A 22,789-nucleotide genomic window follows, 5' to 3' on the forward strand; every position below is an offset into this window, starting at 1 on the left:
GTTAGCGAACGCCCGAACGAGACGAAGGCCAGTTAGACTAGGCCAGGAAAACCAGCTTTCCAACCCACCACTCTGCCCCGTCATGTCACTCCATCAACTCGTATACCTGAGTCAATCCACCGGCAAACCGGAAAAGGAAGCACTGGCCGCTCTCTGGGCGCAGGCCAAGGCCAATAACGCACGCATCGATGTCACCGGAAGCCTGTTCTACAACGGCGGCTGGTTCATGCAGGTGCTGGAAGGGCCCGCCCCGACGCTGGCAACGCTGTATGACAAGATCAGCAAGGATCCGCGCCACCACGACTTGCGCCTCCTGTACAACGAGCCGGCGGCCTTCCGCACCTTCGTGCGCTGGACCATGAACATGACCAACCTGGAGGAGCGGCAGGCCGACAAGTACCAGGAACTCGTCGACATCATCGAGGCGGCGAAGACGGGCCGCAAGATCTACGGCGTGTCGCCAGCGGTGACGTTGCTGAACACCTTCAAGGCGTGATGCCATGACGAAGCCGGGAAGCACGTCCGCATAGCGGACGACACGCTCCCGTCTGCCGGCCCCGGGCTGAGCCCGCATGCGAAAAGGGCCGCCGGCATGCCGGCGACCCTCACTTACCCGGAGATGCCGATCAACGCACGGCGCCGGCGACCGCCACCGCCGTCATGTTGACGATGCGCCGCACCGTGGCGCCCGGGCCGAGCACGTGCACCGGCTTTGCGGCGCCCAGCAGCACGGGGCCGACGGTGACGCCCTTGCCACCCGTGACCTTCAGCAGGTTGAAGGCGATGTTGGCGGCATCCAGCGATGGCATCACCAGCACGTTGGCTTCGCCCGTGAAACCAGGGATCACGCCACCGGCCAGCGCGACGTCGCCCTGCACTTCGCCGATCACCGGCAGGTCCGGGGACGCGTGGGCCAGCAGCGCTCGGGCATCGCGCATCTTGCGGGCCGACGGGCGCTCGGAAGAACCGGCGGTGGAGTGCGACAGCAGCGCGACCTTCGGCTCCAGGCCGAAATGGCGCACCTGCTCGGCGGCCAGGCGCGCGATCGCGGCCAGTTCCTGCGCGGTCGGATCGTCGTTGACGTGGGTGTCGGTGACGAACAGCGTGTGCTTTTCCAGCACCAGCGCATTCATCGTCGCCATCACTTCGGCGCCCGGCGCCAGGCCGATGGTGTTGCGCACCTGCTCCAGGTGGGTGTCGATGCTGCCGCGCAGGCCGCAGATCACGGCATCGGCTTCGCCGGACTTCAGCAGCGCCAGCGCGTGGTCGGTCGCATCCGCGCCGCCCGGTTCGGCCAGCGTGTAGTCGGTGCCGCGCTTCAGGCGCAGGCCGGCGGCGGCGATGGCCGCTTCCACCTTGGCGCCCTCGCCCACCAGCACCGGCTTGGCCAGGCCTTCGTCGACCACGGTCTGCACGGCGCGCAGCACGCGCTCTTCGTCACCCTCGGCATACACCACGCGCTTCTGCGCGGCCTTGGCGGCCGTGAACAGCGGCTTCATCACCAGGCCGGTGTGGTACACCTGCTGTTCCAGCTGCGCGCGGTAGGCGGCCAGGTCGGCGATCGGCGCGGTGGCCACGCCCGATTCGGCGGCGGCCTTCGCCACCGCCGGCGCGATCGCGGCGATCAGGCGCTGGTCGAACGGTTTCGGGATGATGTAGTCGGGGCCGAAGGCCAGCGTCTGGCCGGCATAGGCGGCGGCCACCGTTTCGGACACTTCGGCCTCGGCCAGCGCGGCGATCGCCACCACGCACGCCTGCTTCATTTCCTCGGTGATCCGGGTGGCGCCGCAATCGAGCGCGCCGCGGAAGATGTACGGGAAGCACAGCACGTTGTTGACCTGGTTCGGGTAATCCGAACGGCCGGTGGCGATGATGCAGTCCGGCCGCGCGGCCAGCGCCACCTCGGGGCGGATTTCCGGTTCCGGATTGGCCAGCGCGAGGATGACGGGGCGCTCGGCCATCGTCTTGACCATCTCGCCGGTCAGCACGCCGGCCGTCGAGCAGCCCAGGAACACGTCGGCGCCGCGCACGATGTCGGCCAGCGTGCGTGCATCGGTAGCCTGCGCATAGCGCGCCTTGTTCGCTTCCATATTGGCTTCGCGGCCCTGCCAGATCACGCCGCGCGAGTCGGTCACGTAGACGTTTTCGCGGCGCACGCCCAGGCCCACCATCATGTCCAGGCAGGCGATCGCCGCGGCGCCGGCGCCGGAGGCGACCAGCTTGATGTCGCCGATGCGCTTGTTGGCGACCTTCAGCGCGTTCAGCAGCGCGGCGCTGGAAATGATCGCCGTGCCGTGCTGGTCGTCGTGGAAGACGGGGATGTTCATCCGCTCGCGCAGCTTCTTCTCGATGTAGAAGCATTCGGGCGCCTTGATGTCTTCCAGGTTGATGCCGCCCACGGTGGGTTCCAGCATGGCGATGGCTTCCACCAGTTTGTCGGGGTCGTTCTCGGCCAGCTCGATGTCGAACACGTCGACACCGGCGAACTGCTTGAACAGGCACCCTTTGCCTTCCATGACCGGCTTCGAGGCCAGCGGGCCGATATTGCCCAGGCCAAGCACCGCGGTACCGTTCGAGATCACGGCCACGAGGTTGGCGCGCGACGTGTATTCGGCGGCGGCAGCCGGGTTGGCGGCGATTTCCTCGCAGGCGTAGGCCACGCCCGGCGAGTAGGCCAGCGACAGGTCGCGCTGGTTCGACAGCGGCTTGGTCGGCACCACTTCGATCTTGCCGCGGGTGGGGAAGCGATGGTACTCCAGCGCGTCCGCGCGCAGTTGCTGCTCGCGGCGGACGTCCTGGTTGTCGTCATTACGTTCGATGGTCATGCTTTCTCCTTCAGGCCGCCCATGACGCCGCCCTGCGGCGACGGGGCGCAATGGTGAATAATTCTGGTTACGCGTGTCATCGGCTGATCCGATATCAAAGTGACACGACGTGCGTAACCGTCAATATTACCCTGAAGTGGCGGCCCGCGTGCGGGACCCTTTTGGCACGATCGTTCGCTTGGACAGGGGGTCGGCCAAACGAAACACGGCGAAATCGGTGATGCGCTGCCGCGACAGCGTGGTGCGGAAGCCGAACAGGCCGGCGCCAACCCGCTGGCGCGACGCGAAATACTGCACGCCGTCGACATACAGCCGGGTACCGCTGCCATCGACGACGATGCGAATCCGGTAAGGGTGATTCCCCTTCAGCAGGTAAGGACTGTCGGTATATTCCTGCAGCAATCGCCGCTCGCCGCTGCCGTCGTAGCGGCGGAACCGCGTGGTGGCGTTGTGGTTGCCGCCGATGCCGGCGTAGAACATCGGCACCCTGTCGTAGGCGGCCAGCTTGCCGGACAGCGGCCGCGCCATGCGGGCCTGCCAGAACATGTTCATGTCCGACACCCGGTCGCCCGGCCGGCCTTCGTCCAGCACCGTGCAGGTGTACGCAATCTCGTAGTGACCATCGAGCGGCTGCGTGAGCCACACGGTGAGCCCGCCACGGGTGTCGAGCAGCAGCGCGCCATCGCGTACGGTGACGACCTCGCGCGGATCGCCCTGCTCCGCTTCCACGCGCCAGCGCCGCGCATCGAAGGTGCGGAAATCATCCCGCACCAGCAGCGTGCCCGCAGGCGCCGCCCGGGCATCGAGCGCCAGCAGGCCGAGCGCGCCCAGGCCCCACTGCGCCGCGCCATTGGTGGAGATGCGCGGCGCCTCGCCGATATCGTCCAGCACCGCGGGCCGGCTCACCCGCCGCACCGCGAAATCCGCCTCGCGCAGCCCCGCCTTGCCCGCGTCGAACAGGCGCCAGGCTTCCCGCATCAGCGCCTCCCGCTCCGTCATGCCGGACGCCTGCACCGCCGCGTAGCCCAGCAGCCGCGCATGGCCCTGCGACAGGTTCAGCGGGCCGAGCGCCTGCCCCAGCTCCGCCTTCTGCGCCTCGGGCGTGGCGTTGTACAGCCGGCAGTACTGCAGCCAGGCGGCGCGGAACGCCGGCTCCGGCAGGGTACGCAGCAGTTCGGCGCAGATTTCCGTCAACCCGAACACGGCGGACAGGTGCGAGACGGCGATCTTGTCCGAGGCGGCGATGCGGAAGGCGCCCGTGTCCAGGTCCATCACGGCACTGCCGGTGAAGAAGCCTTTCGGCTGCGCGGCGATGGTGCGCATGCTGGCCAGCAGCTTGTCGCGCCAGGCCTTGTCGCCGGTGCGCTCCCAGGCCGTGAACCAGGCGCCGGCGATGGCGCCCCAGTCCGTGCCGAAACCCACGCTCGCTTCGTTGGCGCCGCCGGCCGGCTGCTGGCCGATCTTGCGGCCCGGCGCGATATCGCGCAGGCGGCGCACCGCGTCCTGCTGTTCGACCAGCAGGTCGCCGATGCGCTCGTCCGCCGTCAGGTAATACATGAAGCGCCGGTTGATCGCGGTGGCAATGCGCAGCTGCTTGGCGCTGTCGCCCCAATGCTGCACGCCGTGCCGTGTGCCCAGGGGACTGAAAGGACCGATATGGTGGACGTCCACTTCGCCCGTGTGGCGCGTCATCGCCTCGGCCAGCCGGAACGCGTCGGCCCGTCCCGAATGGAGGAAGTAGTGCCACAGCCAGATGTCGGTGGACAGTTCCGAGTTGTCCCAGGCGAAGCCGCCCACGTCGTAGCGCCACTGGTGGCGGCGCGCATCGTAGGTATGCATCACGTCGCCGTAGTCCCAGAAGCCGTACCAGCGGCGCTGTTCGACCTGGCCTCGGTAGTAATCGAACAGCTGCGCCAGCCGAGTCTCCAGCGCCTTCGCACGTGCGCCTCCCCGGCCTGCTGGCGCTCCCGCTGGTGCCCCCGCTGGTGCCCAGTATTCGCTGAACACGCCGGCCGCATGCAGGCGCCCGGGCGCCGCCATCAGCCGGGGCGGCCGCGCGATGCGCTGGCCGATGGCCGCCAGCCCGGCGGCCGTCGGCGTGGCCGGCAGCAGCTGAAGTTCCAGTTCGCTGGTGCGGGCGATGCCGTAGGGGGTAGCGAAGCCCGGCTCGTAGTCCTCGTACGTGATGTCCAGCGCCGCGCGCTGTTTGGCATGCGTGTCCTGGCCCATGCCGTCGTGGAAGAAGCGCAGCTGCATGGCCGGTGCCTCGGGCGCCCACAGCCACAGCGTGACAGCGGCGGCGCCGCCGGCCGCGCCGGCGATGTCGATCTGGCCGGGATGGCTTTGCCAGAAATTGCGCACGCCGAACGCCACGCCGCCCTTCACGCCGCCCAGGTAGGCGGTGCCGCCGGCGCGCGTGCCGCCGCCGGCCGGAATCCAGCCATGGCCCTTCGCGGTGCGCTTGGCGATGGTGAAACCGTCCGCGTTCGGTTGCAGCAGCCGGTAGTCGCCGAACGCGGGCACGTACCGCAGGCCATCGCGCACCGCCTTGGGCAGCTGTTCCACCGGCGGCAGCGACAGGCCGGCCACCTGCAGGGCGGCGTTGTCGTCGCCGACGTCGCGTCGCAAGCCCGTCAGGCCGCGCACGCTTTCGGCGAACACGCCCCCGGCGGCCGACGTGAAGCGCACGTGGCGGTCGTGCGGCGCGCCGTCCAGCACGGTGCCGAAGCGCAGGCCGATGCCGCGTACCGCCAGCCGCGCCGGATCGACGTCGACGACGAAGGTGTGCAGCACGCGGATCGCCTCGCTGCCGCGGTGGAATTCGAGCCGCAGCGTGAACGGCAGCAGGCCGGGGCCATCCCCGGCGCGGTGCGTGCCAGTCAGTTTCAGTACCGTGCGCACCGGGCCATCCTGCTCGATCTCCGCCTGCGCGACCTCGCCCTGCCAGCGCCGGCGCCGCCGCGCGCCATCTTCGCCATCTTCGCCATCTTCGCCATTGTCCACGCCATCGGTCAGCAGCACCAGTTCGCCCCCGCGCAGCAGCGTGTGGCCGGCCAGCGCCACTTCGGCCAGCACCTGGCCACCCTTGCCCGGCACCCGGGCACGCAGCTTGCCGGTATCGACGACGATGCCGTCGCCTTCGCGGCGCGCCATGCCGGCTTCGGCCGGCACCGCGGGCCCGGGCTGCAAGCCGTAACTGGCCGCCGGCTCACCCGCGCCGATCGCATGGGCACTCCACTTGATGGAACCATCCGGCCACCAGGCCAGCGGCCATGATTGCAATGGTGGCGCAGCGCCGCCGGCGGCGCGCATTGTGAAGCCGCTGCCGCGCGGCACCTGGCCCTGCGGCCACGGCACGCCGAAGGTGGCGCCGGTGAAGCTGGCGGGCGGCGCGCCATCCAGCCAGCCCAGCGCGGTCGTTTCAGCCGGCGCGATCGCCGTATCGGCGGCGGCGCGTGCCGGCGACATCGCCAGGGTCGGCGCTCCGGCCAGCAGCGCGGTGAGTTTCAGCAGGTTACGGCGGTCCATCGGTCTCCTTTTCTCCAGCAATGTTCTTGAATGTCGAATCCGCGCATTGGAAAAGCCCACCCCAAGTGCAAATGCCGGGGTCAGGAAGGAATGCTGGCATGCATGCCAGCATCGTTCCGCAGGCGCGAAGCATGCTTCGTGAAACCCCTGCTCCACCCCGCCGGGGCAGAGCAGGGGTTTCGAGGAGCGCTGCTCCTGGCCTGCGTCGCGGTACCGGCATGCATGCCGGTACTCCTCCCTGACCCCAGCCCTTCGCCGTTGGGGTAAATGCATGCGCTCGCAACGTATCAATACCGGTACGCCAGCGACACGCCCAGTGTACGGCGTTCGCCCAGCCAGCCGGCCACCGAACCATACTCGCCGTTCACGAGACGCTTGTAGTACGTCTTGTCGAAGGCATTGTTCAGCCAGACCGACGCGCTCCATTCCCCCTCGCCCAGCTTGCCCTCGGTGCCGGCGGCGAACGAGGCCAGGCCATAGCCGGGCACGCGGGTGAACTGCGACGTATCGACGGTGCCGAACATCCAGCTCCGGTAAGCGTAACGGGCCGAGACGAACGAGCGCAAGCCGCTATCGCCGGTCCAGCCATAGCGCACGCTGGCGTTGGCGGTCAGCTTGGGCGCGTTGAACACGCGCGAGCCGGTCAGGTTGCACGACGGCGGCGGGTTCGGCGCCAGCGTGACTTCCGGCGGGCAGCGCGCGTTGTCGTAGTGCGTGTAGTAGGTATCGTTCCACACCGCCGCCGCGTCGACGCGCCAGTGGCGGTCGGGTGCCCAGCGCGCGCTGGCCTCGGCGCCACGCGAGATGAAGGTGCCGGCATTGAGCAGGTACACCTGCCCGTCGTCCGGGTTGTAGCCCTGGGTCTGGAAGTCGCCGACCTCGGTGAGGAACAGGTTGCCCTTCAGGGCCAGCCGGTCGCCGGCCAGGCTGGCCTTCACGCCGATTTCGCCGCTTCTCGTCTTCTCCGGCTTGATGAACAGCGAATCCAGGCCGGCCTGGCGCGCCGCGCCGGCGGATATGTTCAGGCCGCCGGACTTCTCGCCGTACGACGCGGCCGCGTAGGCGCTCCAGCCCGGCGCTGTGCGCCAGGTGGCGGTCAGCGTGCCCGAAGGCAGCGTGTGGTTTTCTTCCAGGTAGCCGGAATTGAACGGCACCCGGTTATAGCGGACGAAGCTGCCGCCCTTCTTTTGCACGTTGGCGCGCACGCCGGCCGTGATGTCGACCGAGTCCCCCACATGCAGCGTGCCCTGCGCGAACGGCGACAGCATGCGGTCGCGCAGCAGGCCGAGGCGGATGATGTCGAGGTTGCGGAACGCCGCGCTGTCCAGCCAGAGCGCCGGAACGGAGGTGTCGGCGTAGCGCGTGTGCGCCAGCGTCTCGGCGTGCTGGCCCAGGTAGGTCAGGCCCAGTGCATACACCAGGCTGCGGCCGCCGGGCGAGTCGAGCCGCAGTTCCTGCGACCACGTCTTGTCGCGCACCTCCGTGCCGGTGTTCGCATAGACCCGCACCGACAGGCCGTCGGCCATCGTCGGCTGCGAATGGAAGTAGCGCAGCGACGTGACGGAACGCAGCTGCCAGCCGCCGCCGAACTGCCACTCGGCCAGCGCCGCGACGCCGCCCTGCACCACGTGGATGCGGTTTTCATCGTCCAGGTCCACGTTCGGGCCGAACACCACGTTGTGGCCCGCCGCGGCCGAGTGGGCCAGGTAGCCATCGCGGCCGTTGACCGCATGCGTGGCCACCAGCACGGAGGTCGGCTCGCTGTTGCCGTTGCTGTAGTCGGTGGACAGGCGCAGCGTGAACCGCTCGCCGCCGCGGTACAGCAGCTGGCCGCGCAGGCCGTTCGACGAGCCGCCATTGAGCCGGTTGCCGGTGCGCAGGTTGGTCACCGCGCCGTCGCCAGCGCTGCGCACGGCATTGAGCCGGCCAGCCCAGTTCTCCGACAGCGGGCCGGACACGACGCCGCGCACGCGCTGGTAGCCATGCTGCCCCGCCGATAGCGTGATCTCCGCCTCGGGCACGAAGGTCGGCGATTTTGTCGTGATGTTGACGATGCCGCCCGTGGCATTGGCGCCGAACATGGTGCCCTGGGCGCCGCTCAGCACTTCGGCCTGGGCGATATCGCCAAGGCTCGACAGCATGCCGGGCCGGGCCAGGTAGACGCCGTCCACGTAGACGGCCACGCTGCTTGGCATGCCGATGTTCGCGTCGCCGCTGGCTTGCCCGCCGCCGTCGCCGACGCCGCGGATCGTGATCTGCATGTCGGACGGGTCGGTGCTCTGGATATTCAGGCCCGGCACCAGTTGCTGCAACTCCTCCATCGTGGTGACATTCTGCTCGTCGAGTTCGTCGCCGCCGATGCGGTAGGACGAGGTGGGCGTGCGTTGCGGATCTTCGCCGGTGGCGTCGCCTCGGCCCTGGCGCGCGCCGCTGACGGTGACGGTGGCCATGGCGGCCGGCTGTGCCGCCGCCGCGGCGACGATGGCCGGTGCGGCGGGCGCCGACACCTTCAGGAACTGCGGCGCGGCCGGCGCTTCCGGCTTCTGGACGGCGCGGCGGCGGATCGTCAGGGCCCCGCCGCCGCCGGAGGCCAGCTCGAAGCCGCTGCCGTCGAGCGCGCGGGCGATGGCTTCGGCGGCGTTGTAGCGGCCGACCACGGGGGCCGAACGGGCGCTGCCCAGCAGGCGTGGGTCATAGGCCAGCGCCACGCCGGTGTCGGCGGCGATGGCCAGCAAGGTCTGTTCGAGCGGCGCCGCCGGCAGGCGGTAATCCTGGCGGTCGGCGTATGCCTGGGCATGGGCGCAGGCGGGATTGAACAAGGCGGGCAGCGTGGCCAGCACAGCCAGGGTCAGGGAATGCTTGTGCAAGGGATACCTCATGAATGTCGTTGGTACACCCCTTGTGCAGCGAGATGCGGAAAGCGTCAGCGGAATCCGAAAATAATTTAGCGGGGGCGACGACGCTAATGCTGTTCAGATGACCCCACCCCAAGTGCAAATGCCGGGGTCAGACCCGGCGGGTCTGACCCCAGCCCTTCGCTGTTGGGGTGAATGCATGCGCTTTCGATGAGCCGGCGACCTTTAACTGAACGGCATTGCGGTGGCGACGCCAGCGTTTTTCGCGCCGGCGATATAGCCGGCATCGCCTCCCGCCATCAACGCTCTTTTGCCACCTCCTCCGCCGGCGCCAGCCACGCCCCCGTCAGGATCGGCGTATTGTGCGTGGTGTCGAACAGCACGCCCTTCAGCTGCCGCGAGTAGGCGACCAGGTGATGGCTTTCATGCAGCGGCACGACCGGCACCAGTTCCGTCAGCAGCTTTTGCGCCTGGCGATACAGCGCATCGCGTTCGTTCGCATCGGGGGACCGGCGGGCGCGCAGCAGCAGGTCGTCCAGTTCCGGATCGGCGATGCGGCCGGTATCCTGCCCGAAGGTGTTCTGCCGGGCGGTCTGGCTGCTGTGATACAGCAGGAACAGGACATCCGGTGTCGCCGCCGACCACCAGCCGCCGGTCAGCGCATCGTAGGCGCCCGCGCGCACGGCGGCGGGCAGGTCGGCCCCGGCGACAGGTTTCAGGCGCAGCTCGATGCCCACCGCCTTCAGGCCGGACTGGATGGCCAGCACCGATGCAGGCGGCGTTCTTTCGTCCCCGGTCGTCAGCAGCTCCGCGCTCAGGCGCCGGCCACCCTTGCTGCGGATGCCATCCCGGTCCCGTTCCGTCCAGCCGGCCTGGTCGAGCAACGCCGCGGCACCCGCCGGGTCGTAGGCCAGCACGTGCCGGTACGTGTCCACATACCCGGGCGTGTTGGTGCCGAGGTAATCGGCTTTCGCGATGAATTCTCCCGCGCTGAGCTCGCGCGTCACGCGCTCGCGGTCGATGGCGATCGCCGCGGCGCGGCGGATGCGGACATCGTCGAACGGGAAGCGTGCGGTGTTGAATGCCAGGCTGCGCATCGGGCTCCCCGGCCGCACCCTGTTGGAAAACACGAGACCCGGATCGGCCCGCAAGCGGCGCCCATCCGTCAGCGGCGCCTCGAAGGTCAGCTGGTGCCGGCCCTGCTGCAGGCTGGCGGTGCGGGCCGCGTCGTCGGGTACGGCTTCGATGACGATGCCGTCCAGGTAGGCGGGCCCCGCATGGCGGAGATAGTCGGGCGCCCACGCGTAGTCGGCTCGCCTTGCCAGCACGGCCCGCTTGCCCGGCGCGTACTCCGCTACCACGAACGGCCCGGTGCCCACCGGGCGTTCGCCGATGCTGGCCGGATCGCCGCTGATCTGGCGTGGCGAGATGAAGCCCAGCCACGTCTGGGCAAGGAACGACAGGAACGCCGGGTACGGCGCGTCGAGCCTTGCCTCGAAGGTGTACGTATCGACTGCGACCCCTTCCACGTACGGCGACAGATAGGCGGCCGCGATGCGCGATTGCGTGCCGAGTTTCTTGATCCGCTCGAAGTTGATCCGCACCGCTTCCGCATCGAAACGCGTGCCGTCGCTGAACGTGACGTCCTCGCGCAGCCGGAAGGTGACCACGCGGCCATCGGGCGATACCGTCCACGACTTCGCCAGCCAGGGCGTCGCGGCGCCCGCGCTGTCCAGATAGACCAGACTGTCGAAGACCAGCCGGCTTTGCCACAGCAGGTTGCCCGCGTGAAGCTTGTGGATGTCGAAGGAACCGGCTTCGTACGATGCGCTGGTCACCAGCACGCCGCCGGGGCGACCGGGGGCTTGCTGGATATAGTCGCTGGCCGGGTAGGTCGGGACTGCCGGGCCGGCCTGCGCGACGGCCGCGCCGGCTGCCCCGAAAGCCAGGATTAAGGCGGCCAGGAGACGGGTGGTGCGAGGGCGCATGCAGGTTCCTTTGGTTGGATGGTTGTGCAACGGGACGGCGAAGACGCGCGCGAGGCTGGTCGCATCATTCGATGATCGCCAGGAGTCCATAACGGTTCACGCGCACCGGCAGCGCGCCGGCGATCTGCCGCAGCGCGCCGTCCAGGTCGGCCAGGCGGAACACGCCGCTGATGACGTGGCCGGCCGCCACGCCGGACACGCGCAGGATGCCGCGGTGGTAGCGGCCGAACGCTTCGGCCAGGTCGGGCAGCGGCAGGCGGTCGGCCACCAGCATGCCGCGCGTCCAGCCGGCGGCGGCGTTGAACGACAGCGGCGACGACCGTGCCCCTGCGCCATCGAACGTCAACGTGTCGCCGGACGCCAGCTCGACGGCCCTGGCGCCGGGCAGCCGCAGCACGGCGCTGCCGCCGCGCACGGCGACGATGCCGCGCCGCCCCAGGCGACCCGCGCACAGCTCGGCGCCGTCGCACTCGATGTCGGCGCCGGCCACCGTCACGGTAAGTGCGCGCCGCGCCCGCACGAGCAGTTGCCCCTGGCGCAGGTGCAAGCGCATCGGGCCGTGGCCAGTGCCGAGGTCGATCCGCGACGCGGCATCGAAGCGCAGCGCCGAGCCGTCCGCCAGCGTGGCCGCGCCGTGTTCGCCGACGCCGCTGCGCCACGTGGCGTCGTAACCCAGTTCATGCGCCAGCTTCCAGCCGCCGGCCCCGGAAATGGCCAGCACCGCCGTACCGAACGCGGCGCGCAGCGCGCGGCGGCGCTCTTCCACGGGATGGCGCAGTGCGCGCGCCACCGCGATACCGTCGCCGCTGCCACTGCGCCCACCCATCAGGCCGAGCCGCCGCTGCAGCGATGCCCAGGCCGCCGCATGCTCCGGCGCGCCGTCATGCCACTTGCGGAACGCCCGCAGCGCGCGCTCGTCCGTCGCCGGGTCGCGCAGCCTTGCTTCCCACTCGATGGCTGCCCGCTCGGCCCCGCTGCGTTGATCGACACTCATGCCGCGCTCACGCCGCAGGCCAGCAGGCCGCCAGCGCCTGCGCCACGTACTTGCGCACCATGCTGGTCGAAACGCCGAGGCGCGCGGCGATCTCCGCATAGCCCAGTTCCTCGAACTGGCTGAGGATGAACGCTTCGCGCGCCTTCGCCGACAGCGTGGCCAGCGCCGCATCGATGCGCACGATTTCCTCGACCGTCATGCAGACTTCCTCGGCCGATGCGCCATGGCCTTCCGGGCGCTGCGCCAGCTCGGCCAGCCAGGCCCGCTCCAGGTCGCGGCGGCGCCAGAATTCATAGGTGAGGCGGCGCGCGATCGTCGTCAGCAGCGCGCGCGGCTGCCTGACACGGCCCACTTCGTCGAGCGCGGCCAGCTCGGTGAAGGTGGAGGCGGCCAGGTCTTCCGCATCGTTGCGGGAACCCACCAGCCGGTGTACGGTGGCCGTCAGCCAGCCGTAGCTGCGCCTGAATTCACTGCTGAGCCATTCGTTGCGCAGCGCCAGGGGATTGCTGTGTCGGGGTGCGGCGTTCATGTTTCGTCCATCGGGAATTGCGCGGCAAGGTGCGGCGGGCAGCGGCACCGGGCGGCGGAGACCGGCCCCGGCGCGGTGCATGGCCGCGCCGCCAATATAGATGGACCGACAACGGAACAGAAGGAACCATTCCAACTATGCTTGCTTGGAATTCGCCGTTACGGCAGAGCCGGGGAAATCGGACGGGAGGGGAAACAGCTCAGGCGGAAAAGCCGGGAGTGGCGCCCAAACAAAAACCGGGGTGGCGACAAGTCGCGGCCCCGGCGCTCTACTGGACGGTGCGATCGGGAACGTTCAGTGATTCGGCAGCTTCTTCGCCGCCAGGTAGATCCCGTACAGCGCGGACAGGCCCACCAGCGCATACACGATGCGCGAGGCGGTGGTCTGTTCACCGAAGATCGCGGCGACCAGGTCGAACTGGAACAGGCCGACCAGCCCCCAGTTCAAGCCGCCCACGATCAGCAGCACCATCGCGATCCAGTCCACGGCATTCATGGCCTTGTGCGCGACCACGTCGGCCGAGCCGGTATTCATCGTTGCCATCAGCTACTCCTCGATACAGGTTGCGAGGACCCGCACCACGCGAGCCGAGGCCATTGTAGGCCGGCGGTCCGGCTATCGCAGTCGGAGCGCGATCCAGTCCGGCGTAGGATCACGCCTAGATTCGAGGGGGAAACAAGGCCGGCAGCGAAACAAGGCCGGCAGCGAACAAGGCCGGATCACCGGCTCAGCGGGGGTTGCGGCGGCGTTCGCCATGCCGGTGGAATTGCGGCGCGCACAGCACCCGCAAGGCGATCTCGCGGGGCACGCCGGCGCGCTGCATGAACTCCAGCGCCGGGTGGATGCCGTCCGCCTCGACAATTTTCAATGCATCTTCCACGCACGCTGCCGTCGTTGCGTCAGCGCGCGACCTCGTCGTGCCCCGTTCCGCCATGATGCCGATCCTGTTGAAGAAACCATAAATGCTACACCAAGCGAGGGTGGCATGGCGCGCACGTTCTTGTCTTTATTTCAAGCATCATGCGGCCAGCGCGCGCCGCAAGTCCTCCAGCGATGCCGGTTTCGTCAGGTGCAGGTCGAAGCCCGCCGCCGCGGCACGCGCCACGTCGCCCTTGCGGCCATAGCCGGTCAGCGCCACCAGCCGCAGGGCGCGCCCGTCCGCCGCCGCGCGCAAGGCCATCGCCAGCGCATAGCCATCCATGTCCGGCAACCCGATGTCGAGCAGCGCGGCGTCCACCGGCCCGTCGCCATACGCAGCCAGCGCCTCGTGCGCGGTATGGGCGACCTGCACATCGAGCCCGATATGGCGCAGCATCAGCGCACTGGACCGCGCGGCATCCTCGTTGTCGTCGACCAGCAGCACGCGCAGCCCCTGCGGCACCGGCACGTGCGGCGCCTCGACGGGAGCCAGGCCCGGTTGCGCCAGCGGCAGCAGCACCTCGAACGTGCTGCCCAGCCCGGGGCCGGGGCTGTGCGCCGCCACCTGGCCGCCGTGCAGCTCGACGATCTTGCGCACGATGGCCAGGCCGAGCCCCAGGCCGCCGGTACGTCGCGCCAGTTGCTGGGGCGCCTGGTAGAACGGCTCGAAGACGCGCGCCAGCAGGTCCGGCGCCATGCCGGCGCCGCGGTCGCTGACGGCCAGCCGTGCCATCGGCCGGCCTTCCACGGTCACCTGCTCCAGCGTGATGGCCGCGTCGCCGCCGCCGAAACGGCCGGCGTTCGACAGCAGGTTGCCCAGCACCTGGGCCAACCGGCTGTCGTCGCCGGCCACCCACAGCGACGGCGGCGCCTGCAGCGTCACGCGCAGGCCGGTGGCGGCGGCGGCGGCCGCCTGTCGCGCGATATCGGCCAGGTCGACCGGCCGCAAGTCCAGTTCCAGCTTGCCCGAGGCGATGCGCGACACGTCCAGCAGGTCGTCCACCAGCCGCTTCAGGTGCGCCACCTGGCGCCGCAGCACGGCGCGTTCGCGCTGCGCGCCCACGTCGCCGCGCAAGTCCATCAAGTCCAGCGACGCCACGATCGGGCTGAGCGGATTGCGCAGTTCGTGCCCCAGCACCGCCAGGAATTCATCCTTGGCGCGGCCGGCCTCGCGCGCCTCGGCCAGCGCCGCTTCCTGCGACGCCACGGCCCGCTCGAGGGAGGCCAGCAGGTCCGAACGTTCCCGTTCGTGCCGGTCGCGCGCGTCCGCAGCGGCGGCTAGCGCCTGCCCCATCTGTCCGATCTCGCGCACCCGTGACGGCTCCACCGCCACCGGCGCGCCGGCACCGAGCGCGGCGGCGCCCTGCACCAGGCTGTCGATGCGGCGCACGATGCGGCGCGACAGCAGCGACGCCAGCCCGATGCAGGTGGCCAGCGTCAGCGCCAGGCCCGCCGCGTACACGACGGCACCACGCAGCACGGGCGAACGCAGCGACGCGGTCGGCGGGCTGACGACCACCGTCCAGCCCAAGCGCGGTGAGGTGGTGAACGCCGTGCGCACGGGGACGTCCTCGATGGTGCGCGAATCGCCGGTGCCCTCCCGCGCGGAACGCATCAGGCGCTGCAGCCCGGGGCTGGCCAGGCCGCCCAGGTAGCGCTCGTGTTCGCGCGAACGGGCCACGCGGCGGCCGTCGCGGTCCATCACGGCGATCACCCAGTCGTCCGGCGCGCGCTGGCGCCGGATCACGTTGACGATACGGTCCGGCGCGATGACGGCGGACAGCACGAACCGGCCGCGGGGCAGGTTGACGGGCAGCCGCACGGGGAAGGCGACCCGGCCGCCGGCGCCGCGCATCACGCCACCGGCCACGGGTGCATCGCCGGCGGCCGCGCGGGCCAGGCTGGCAGGGTCGGCCACGGATGCCGGCGCCGCGCCGAACGGCGCCATGGTGCGGAACACCGGGCGCCCCGCCGCATCGGCCAGGATCACGCCGAGCCACTGGGCTTGCGCCGCGGCGTGCTGCGTGGCCAGTTCATGGAAGGCACGCAGGTCCCCGGTGCGCACGGCCGGGGAGTTGGCAATGCCGCCCAGCACCGCGGCGGCGCCGTCATGCTCGGCGTCGACGGCCGACGACAGCGCCCGCGCCAGTTCGAGCATCGAACGGTCCTGCTCGCGCTGCTGCACGTCGGCGGCCGCCATCAGGCCCCAGGTGCCGAGCAGCGCCAGCGGCAGGAAGCCGATCGCCGTCAGCAGTAACAGCAGATGGCGCAGGCTGAGGGTAATGCCGCGGCGATCGTGCATGGGTCGGGCCCGGCCAAGGAAAAGGCCGATTATAACGGGCGAATACCGGCCGCACCGTCACGCGCCCGCCATTTGTCCCTTCCAATACGCCAGTGGCGAGCGGCCCACCAGCGAGGTAAACGCACGGGTCAGGTGGGCCTGGTCGAAGAAGCCCAGTCGCTGCGCCAGGCCGGCGAGATCCGGGCAGGCGGGTCCTGCCAGCAGCGCCGCGGCCTCCTGCAACCGGTAGCGCTGCACCACCCATTTCGGCGGCACGCCGACCTGGTCGCGGAACAGCCGCTGCAGCCCCCGCTCGGGCAGGCCGACGGCGGCCGCCAGCATGGCCACGGACCCCGGCCCGTGCTGCGCCGCGGCCGCGTCGAGGGCCTGCTGCGCCAGCGCCGCGCGCGGATCCGGCCGGGCCACCGCGGCGGCCGGCGCCAGCAAGGCATGGACCGCGCCGATCACGCCGGCATCGTCGGCCGCGCCCAGCACCTGGTGTTCGGCGGCGGCGCCATCGATGCCTGACAGCTCCGCCAGCGGCACGATACGGCCGGTGAGCGACGCGGCGGCGCCGGTCCACCACGGGCGCTGGCCGCCGGCGCGGAATCGCACGCCCACGGCCCGCCCGCTGCCCGCCAGCACCTTGTCGAACGGTCCGCGCACGATACCGTGCAGCGCGCTGGCCCCGCTCTCGAACACGAGGTGCGCGTGCGGATACGGCAGCACGCGCTGTACCTGGGCCGGCGCGCCGCCCAGGTCCCATTCGACCACCCACAGGTACTCGACGAACGGCGCCAGGGCGGGCGGCGGCGGGTGGCGCCGCAGGGCGAAGCGGCGCGCCATCGCCCGCGGGTCGAGGATGCCCTTCGGGGTATCGTCTCCGCTGTCGTTTTTTTCCAATCCGCCTCCATCCGCGCTTGCTAAAGTGGCGCCATTATCAACCAGGGAGAACCCCATGCATACCATTGCCGCCCTCGCGCTCGCCGCCGGCCAGGCCGCCAGCCCGGCCGAGGTGAAAGGAACCTTCGACGTGACGATCACGCCCGTGCCGGAAGTGCGCACCGCGCCGGACGATACACGGGGGCGCATGCGGTTCACGAAGACCTTCCAGGGCGCGCTGTCCGGCACCAGCGAGGGCGAGATGCTGACGGCGGGCGCGCCGGCCAGCGGTTCGGCCGGCTATGTGGCGCTGGAACGCTTCACGGGCACCCTCGGCGGGCGCCGCGGCAGCTTCGTGATGCAGCACTCCGGCACCATGCACGGCGGGCGCCAGGACCTGTCGATCGCGATCGCGCCCGGATCGGGCACCGGCGAACTGGCCGGCATCGCGGGCAGCGCCACCATCGACATCGCCGGCAAGCAGCATTTCTATACGCTGCGCTACACCCTGCCGGCGCCTTGACCGGGAGGGTGCCGCGCAGCGCATGACAGTGGAAATCAGGGGCGGGCAGCGGCAGCGTGGCGCCGAAATCGCCCTCAACGGGAATGATTCTCATTACTCGCGATTGCGCCTATAATGCCAGTCACCCGAACCTCCGCCGCCACCGCCGCGCCCCGCGCCTGCCGGTGCGGCGTGTCAAGCGCCCATCATGAAACGCGATTCCCTGCCCGCCAGCGCCCCCCTGCCAGCCCGACCGCTTCCCAACCCATCGCTTCGCGCCGCTGGGCCCTGCCGACCTGGAAGCAGGCCTGGTTCCAGCTGCACTGGTTCGTCGGCATCACGGCCGGCACGGTGCTGGTCGTGATCGGCCTGAGCGGCGCCCTGCTGGTGTTCAAGGAAGAAATGCTGGACCTGGCCAACCCGGGCGTGCGCCACGTGCCCGCGCAGAACGCGCCGGCCCTGTCTCCCCAGCAGGTGGCCGAGGCGGTCCGTGCCGCCCACCCGGAGCGGCGCGTCGCCTCGGTGATCGTGTATTCGGCACCGGGCACCGCGGCCCGCGTCGGCCTGGCGGCGCTGCCGGGGCAGCCGCGCGGCGAATCGGTGTACGTGCATCCCTACACGGGCGCGTTGCAGCCGCACCTGGCCGGCGAGGCAGCATTCGAATGGATCGAATTCCTGCACCGCTGGCTGCTGCTGGAGCGCGAGACCGGCAAGCCGGTCACGGGCACGCTGGCGCTGTGCCTGTTCGGCCTGGCGCTGTCCGGCCTGTACCTGCGCTGGCCCCGCAATGCGCGCAACTGGCGCACCTGGCTGACGTTCGACACGCGCCTGAAAGGCCGCTCGTTCCTGTGGGCGCTGCACGCGGTGGCCGGGACCTGGGCGCTGGTCGCCTACCTGGTCTTCACGCTGACGGGCGCCTACTGGGCATTCGACGTGGTGCGCAGCACGGTCGATGGCTGGGCCGGCGTGAAGCGCCCGCCGCGCGAGGCGCCCGCCAAGGCGTCGTCCAGGATGCCGGGCGGGCAGCGCGCCAGGGCCTTGCCGGTCGACCTGGCGCCGGCCTGGAACACCTTCGTCGCCACCGCGCCGGGCTGGCAGATGGCCTTCCTGCGCTTCACCGGCAAGCCCGACGACCCGATCCAGGTAGCCTGGCTGGCCGCCGACGCGCCCCATCCCCGCGCGCGCGGCGCCATGACGATCGCGCCGGACGGCACGCTGGTGAAACATGAACCGTATGCGGCGAAGTCCGCCGGCGCCCGCGCCCTGACCACGCTCTATCCGCTCCACATCGGCACCTACTTCGGCCTGCCCGGCCAGATCGCCATGATGCTGGCCAGCCTGGCCCTGCCCGGTTTCGCCGTGACGGGCTGGATGCTGTACCTGAAGCGCCGCCGCCAGGCACGCGCGGCGCGCACCGAGCGAGCCCGCCTGCAGGCGATCGACGGGGCGGCCGGCCCGCTGGCCATGGCGGCCGTCGCGCCGGTGCTGGTCGCCTACGCCAGCCAGACGGGCCAGGCCGAAAGTCTCGCGCTGCGCACCGCGGCGGCATTGCGCTCCTCCGGTACGCCCGCCGACGTGCGCGCCGTGGCCACGCTGGCGCCGCGCGACCTGGCCGGCTACGGCGAAGCGCTGTTCGTCGCCAGCAGCTATGGCGAAGGCGAGCCGCCCGATGGCGCGCGCCGCTTCGCCCGCCTGCTGGCCGAACGGGACGACCGCCTGCCGGGCTTGCGCTACGCCGTGCTGGCCCTGGGCGACAGCGCCTACGCGCGCTTCTGCGGCTTCGGCCGCGCGCTGGATGAACGCCTGGCGGCGCTGGGCGCCACGCGCCTGTTCGCGCCGGTCGAAGTGGACAATGGCGACGAAGCGGCCGTGGCGCGCTGGTCGGCGGCGCTGGCCTGCCTGGGCGCCGCGCCGCTGGCCGAAGTGTCCGCCGGCGCAGGCGCGCCATGGCAGACCTGGACCCTGGCGGAACGCACGTTGCTGAACCCCGGCAGCCTGGGCGCCCCGCTGCATGAAGTGCGGCTCGAGTCGGACGGGGACGCCGCGGCGGCCGGCTGGCTGCCCGGCGCCCTGCTCGAGATCGAGGCGCGCCATGCCGGCACGGTGGTGCAGGCGTGGCTGGCGCAGTCCGGGCTGGATGGCCGGGCCGTCGTCGGCGAGCACACGCTGGCCGGCTTGCTGGCCACCAGCGAACTGCCCGATGCGGACCACCGCTTCGCTTCGGCCGGGGCGTGCGCCGCGGTGCTGAAGCCGCTGGCACCGCGCCGCTATTCGATCGCCTCGCTGCCCGCCGATGGCGCGGTGGAATTGCTGGTACGGCAGGTGCGCCATGAACAGGGCCTGGGGCTTGCGTCGGGCTGGCTGACGGCCCATGCGGCGCCGGGTACCGCGGTGCGCGCACGGCTGCTGGCCAATCCCGGCTTCGCCCCGGTCGACGCCGACGTGCCCTGCATCTACATCGGCAACGGCTCCGGGCTGGCCGGGCTGCGCGGCCACCTGCGCGCCCGCGTGGCCGCCGGCCGCCAGCGCAACTGGCTGGTGTTCGGCGAACGCCAGCGTGCTTTCGACAGCCTGTGCGCGCGCGAAGTGCAGGGCTGGGCCGCCACCGGCTTCCTGCCCGAACTCGACCTGGTCTTTTCACGCGATGGCGAAGGCTACGTGCAGGACCGCCTCCGAGCCCGCGCCGGCCTGCTGCGCGCCTGGATCGGCGATGGCGCGGTGCTGTTCATCTGCGGCAGCCTGCAGGGCATGGCTGGCGGCGTCGATGCGGCGCTGGCCGAACTGCTGGGCCGCGACACGGTGGAACTTCTGGCGGCCGAAGGACGGATCCGGCGCGACGTGTACTAGGCCTGTCCTCGACTGGCCCGGCTTTATCGTGGTTCCATCCGCGTTTTGACCTGGCTTGATCCCGTCACTACCCCTATCCCGCCATGCCGGCCTCCCTCTTTGGTGGGAGGCCGCCAGCCGGAATGGCCGGCCTGGCGACCACCCGTCATATACTGCCGGCAACCAACAACCAGTGATTGCCTTGCCATGCCCGGTACCCTGCGCTCCGCCCTGCTGAAGGCGGCCATCGTGCTGCTGACAGCCGCGATTTTCGCGCTCGATGCGTTGACCTCGATGGACAGCGCGATCGCCGTCATGTACGTGGTCGTGGTCCTGGCCACCGTCCATGTCTGGCCCACGCGCGTGCTGGCGGTGACGGCCCTGTGCCTGGTGCTGACGGCCACCGCGCACCTGGTCACCAGCTGGTTCGGCGTCGTCAATTCCTCGCTGGCGCGCTGCGCCGTCAGCCTAGCGGCGATCGGCATCAGCGGCTACCTGGCCCACGCCGGCGCGCAGGCCACCGCCCGCCTGCTGCAACGCGAGGAATCGCTGCGGCTGTCGCGCATGCAGCTGGCGCACGTGACGCGGGTCACGACGCTGGGCGAACTGGCGGCGTCCATCGCCCACGAGGTGAACCAGCCGCTGGCCGCCATCTCCGCCAATGGCGAAGCGGCGCTGCGCTGGCTGCGCCGCCAGCAGCCCGACCCGCAGGAAGTCGAACATGCGCTGCAGCGGATGCTGGCCGACACCTGCCGCGCCAGCGAAGTCATTCGCCGCATCCGCGCGCTGGCGCAAAAGGGCGAAGCCACGTTCGCGCCGGTCGACCTGGCCGGCATCATCCACGATTGCGCGGCGCTGCTGCAGCGCGAACTGGCCAGCCATGGCGCCACGCTGGTCGTCGAGGTGGCGGACGGCCTGCCGCCCGTCCCCGGCGACCGGGTGCAGCTGCAGCAGGTGCTGATCAACCTGCTGATGAACGGCATGCAGGCCATGGAGCCGCGCGGCGGCACGCTGCGTCTCGTCGCGGCGGCGCTGCCGTCCACCCATGGCGACGGCGTGCGCATCGCCGTCACCGACCAGGGCCCGGGCATCCCCGACGACCAGTGCGGCCGGCTGTTCGAGCCGTTCTACAGCACCAAGCCGGACGGCATGGGCATGGGCCTGCCGATCTGCCGCTCCATCGTCGAGGCGCATGCCGGGCGCATCGCGGCCGTGCCCGGCGGCCCCGGCGCGACGCTGGAAGTCACGCTGCCGGGCTACCGGCAGGCTGCCGCATGAAGCCGCTCGTCTACATCGTCGACGACGACGCGGCGCTGCGCGAGGCCCTGTCGAGCCTGTTGCGCTCGGCGGACATGGACGTGGCCACTTTCGGTTCCGTCGCGGACTTCATGGACCACTGCCGCGACGACCGCAACAGCTGCCTGCTGCTGGACGTGCGCCTCGGTGGCCACAGCGGCATGGACCTGCACGCCGAGCTGAAGTCGCAGGGCTGCGCGCTGCCGGTCGTCTTCATGACCGGGTTCGGCGATATCCCGATGTCGGTGCGCGCGATGAAGGCCGGCGCCGTCGACTTCCTCGCCAAGCCGGTGCGCGTGGAGGAATTGCTCGACGCCGTCAACCAGGCCCTGGCCCGCGACGCCGCCGACCGCACCGAACATGCCACCCTTTCCGGCCTGCGCCAGCGCTACCAGGCGCTGACACCGCGCGAACGGGAAATCATGGCGCTGGCCGCGCGCGGGCTGATGAACAAGCAGATCGCCGCCGAAGTCGGCACCAGCGAAATCACCGTCAAGATCCACCGCGGCCAGGCCATGAAGAAGATGCAGGCCAAAACCTTCGCCGACCTCGTGCGCATGGCCGAAGCCCTGGACCTCCGCTGACGCCCCTGCACATCCGCGACACCCGAAAACCGGTGACAGGCTCCGATTATGAAACCGGTGAAAAAAAACCGGTGACAGGCTCCGATTTCGTTTGAAACCTCATCTTCTTTCGGTAACTCGTATCCGGTTGCGTTTTCAGTTTCGCAATCGCCTGGAAGAATATTCGGAGCCTGTCACTGGTTTCGAAGACGTAATCGGAGCCTGTCACCGGTTTTGCGAATTGCTTGGAAACATAATCCGAGCCTGTCACCGGTTTTGCGTCACCGGTTTTGCCGAGGCGCTATACCCACGTATGATTCCCCTCCTCCGCCGCGCCCGCTAAGCTTCTGCCGATTGCACCACCAGGAGCCGAAGTGTCCCTTTCAGATCAGGAAGTCTGCATCGTCGACGACGATGCGTCGGTGCGTACGGCTGTCAGCAGCCTGGTACGCTCGCTGGGCCTGCGCGCCCGGCTGTTCGCGTCGGCCGAGGAATTCCTCGCGGCCGGCTGCGCGGCGGACCTGGTGATCTCCGACCTGCAGATGCCCGGCATCAGCGGCATCGAGTTGCTCGAGCTGCTGCGCGGCCGCGCCGACCAGGTGCCGTTCATCGTCATCACCGCGTTCCTGCAGGATGCCGTGAAGGGCCGCGCCACCCAGGCCGGAGCCGCCTGCGTGCTCGGCAAGCCGTTCCGCGCCGATGCGCTGATCGGCTGCATCGAGCGCGCGCTGGCGGCCGGCCCCGATCATACCCACGTATGATTTCCGCCTCCGGCACGCCGCCCTATGCTGTATCCACGATG

General features: G+C 70.2%; 16 protein-coding genes. 6 read left to right on the forward strand and 10 right to left on the reverse strand.

Going from position 1 to position 22,789, the window contains the following annotated elements:
- The first annotated feature begins 82 nt into the window (after positions 1 to 82).
- On the forward strand, positions 83 to 496 hold the full coding sequence (locus tag OU994_RS18915) for a BLUF domain-containing protein (RefSeq protein ID WP_281607156.1): 414 nt from the start codon (positions 83 to 85) through the stop codon (positions 494 to 496).
- A 130-nt stretch (positions 497 to 626) separates the two neighbouring features.
- On the opposite strand, the gene OU994_RS18920 is transcribed toward OU994_RS18915, so the two are convergent.
- From OU994_RS18920 to OU994_RS18965, 10 genes are all read right to left on the reverse strand, one after another.
- On the reverse strand, positions 627 to 2,825 hold the full coding sequence (locus OU994_RS18920) for an NADP-dependent malic enzyme (RefSeq protein ID WP_281607157.1): 2,199 nt from the start codon (positions 2,823 to 2,825) through the stop codon (positions 627 to 629).
- A 126-nt stretch (positions 2,826 to 2,951) separates the two neighbouring features.
- Positions 2,952 to 6,353 (reverse strand): DUF6250 domain-containing protein, encoded by a 3,402-nt coding sequence (locus OU994_RS18925; RefSeq protein ID WP_281607158.1) that lies wholly within the window; start codon positions 6,351 to 6,353, stop codon positions 2,952 to 2,954.
- Positions 6,354 to 6,640: 287 nt separating this feature from the next.
- Positions 6,641 to 9,220, reverse strand: coding sequence for a TonB-dependent receptor (locus tag OU994_RS18930; RefSeq protein ID WP_281607159.1), 2,580 nt, complete (start codon positions 9,218 to 9,220; stop codon positions 6,641 to 6,643).
- 287 nt (positions 9,221 to 9,507) lie between these two features.
- Complete coding sequence (locus OU994_RS18935) at positions 9,508 to 11,196, reverse strand: ABC transporter substrate-binding protein (protein WP_281607160.1); 1,689 nt, start codon at positions 11,194 to 11,196, stop codon at positions 9,508 to 9,510.
- A gap of 64 nt (positions 11,197 to 11,260) precedes the next feature.
- The gene (locus tag OU994_RS18940) at positions 11,261 to 12,190 is read right to left on the reverse strand and encodes a DUF4880 domain-containing protein (RefSeq protein ID WP_281607161.1); all 930 of its coding nucleotides are present in this window, start codon (positions 12,188 to 12,190) and stop codon (positions 11,261 to 11,263) included.
- A gap of 7 nt (positions 12,191 to 12,197) precedes the next feature.
- On the reverse strand, positions 12,198 to 12,719 hold the full coding sequence (locus tag OU994_RS18945) for a sigma-70 family RNA polymerase sigma factor (protein ID WP_281607162.1): 522 nt from the start codon (positions 12,717 to 12,719) through the stop codon (positions 12,198 to 12,200).
- A 294-nt stretch (positions 12,720 to 13,013) separates the two neighbouring features.
- Positions 13,014 to 13,262, reverse strand: a complete 249-nt coding sequence (locus tag OU994_RS18950; protein WP_131145589.1) for a DUF378 domain-containing protein — start codon at positions 13,260 to 13,262, stop codon at positions 13,014 to 13,016.
- 184 nt (positions 13,263 to 13,446) lie between these two features.
- Complete coding sequence (locus OU994_RS18955; RefSeq protein ID WP_165497637.1) at positions 13,447 to 13,587, reverse strand: hypothetical protein; 141 nt, start codon at positions 13,585 to 13,587, stop codon at positions 13,447 to 13,449.
- Positions 13,588 to 13,737: 150 nt separating this feature from the next.
- On the reverse strand, positions 13,738 to 15,939 hold the full coding sequence (locus OU994_RS18960; RefSeq protein WP_281607163.1) for an ATP-binding protein: 2,202 nt from the start codon (positions 15,937 to 15,939) through the stop codon (positions 13,738 to 13,740).
- 57 nt (positions 15,940 to 15,996) lie between these two features.
- Positions 15,997 to 16,821: an AraC family transcriptional regulator gene (locus OU994_RS18965; protein WP_281607164.1), complete on the reverse strand. Its 825-nt coding sequence runs from the start codon at positions 16,819 to 16,821 to the stop codon at positions 15,997 to 15,999.
- A 55-nt stretch (positions 16,822 to 16,876) separates the two neighbouring features.
- Here OU994_RS18965 and OU994_RS18970 point away from each other — a divergent pair, with 55 nt between their 5' ends.
- The 5 genes from OU994_RS18970 to OU994_RS18990 all read left to right on the forward strand — a co-directional run bounded on the left by OU994_RS18970 (position 16,877) and on the right by OU994_RS18990 (position 22,748).
- Complete coding sequence (locus tag OU994_RS18970) at positions 16,877 to 17,323, forward strand: DUF3224 domain-containing protein (RefSeq protein WP_281607165.1); 447 nt, start codon at positions 16,877 to 16,879, stop codon at positions 17,321 to 17,323.
- 114 nt (positions 17,324 to 17,437) lie between these two features.
- Complete coding sequence (locus OU994_RS18975; RefSeq protein WP_281607166.1) at positions 17,438 to 20,149, forward strand: sulfite reductase flavoprotein subunit alpha; 2,712 nt, start codon at positions 17,438 to 17,440, stop codon at positions 20,147 to 20,149.
- Between the two features lie 186 nt (positions 20,150 to 20,335).
- Complete coding sequence (locus tag OU994_RS18980; protein ID WP_281607167.1) at positions 20,336 to 21,406, forward strand: sensor histidine kinase; 1,071 nt, start codon at positions 20,336 to 20,338, stop codon at positions 21,404 to 21,406.
- Positions 21,403 to 22,008: a response regulator transcription factor gene (locus tag OU994_RS18985; protein WP_281607168.1), complete on the forward strand. Its 606-nt coding sequence runs from the start codon at positions 21,403 to 21,405 to the stop codon at positions 22,006 to 22,008. The genes OU994_RS18980 and OU994_RS18985 overlap by 4 nt, the downstream gene beginning before the upstream one ends.
- A 353-nt stretch (positions 22,009 to 22,361) precedes the next feature.
- Positions 22,362 to 22,748 carry a response regulator transcription factor gene (locus tag OU994_RS18990; RefSeq protein WP_281607169.1) on the forward strand — a complete coding sequence of 129 codons (387 nt, stop codon included), beginning with the start codon at positions 22,362 to 22,364 and terminating at the stop codon, positions 22,746 to 22,748.
- Positions 22,749 to 22,789: the final 41 nt, after the last annotated feature.

Source organism: Pseudoduganella sp. SL102, assembly GCF_027856995.1.
Lineage (GTDB): Bacteria > Pseudomonadota > Gammaproteobacteria > Burkholderiales > Burkholderiaceae_D > Rugamonas > Rugamonas albidiflava.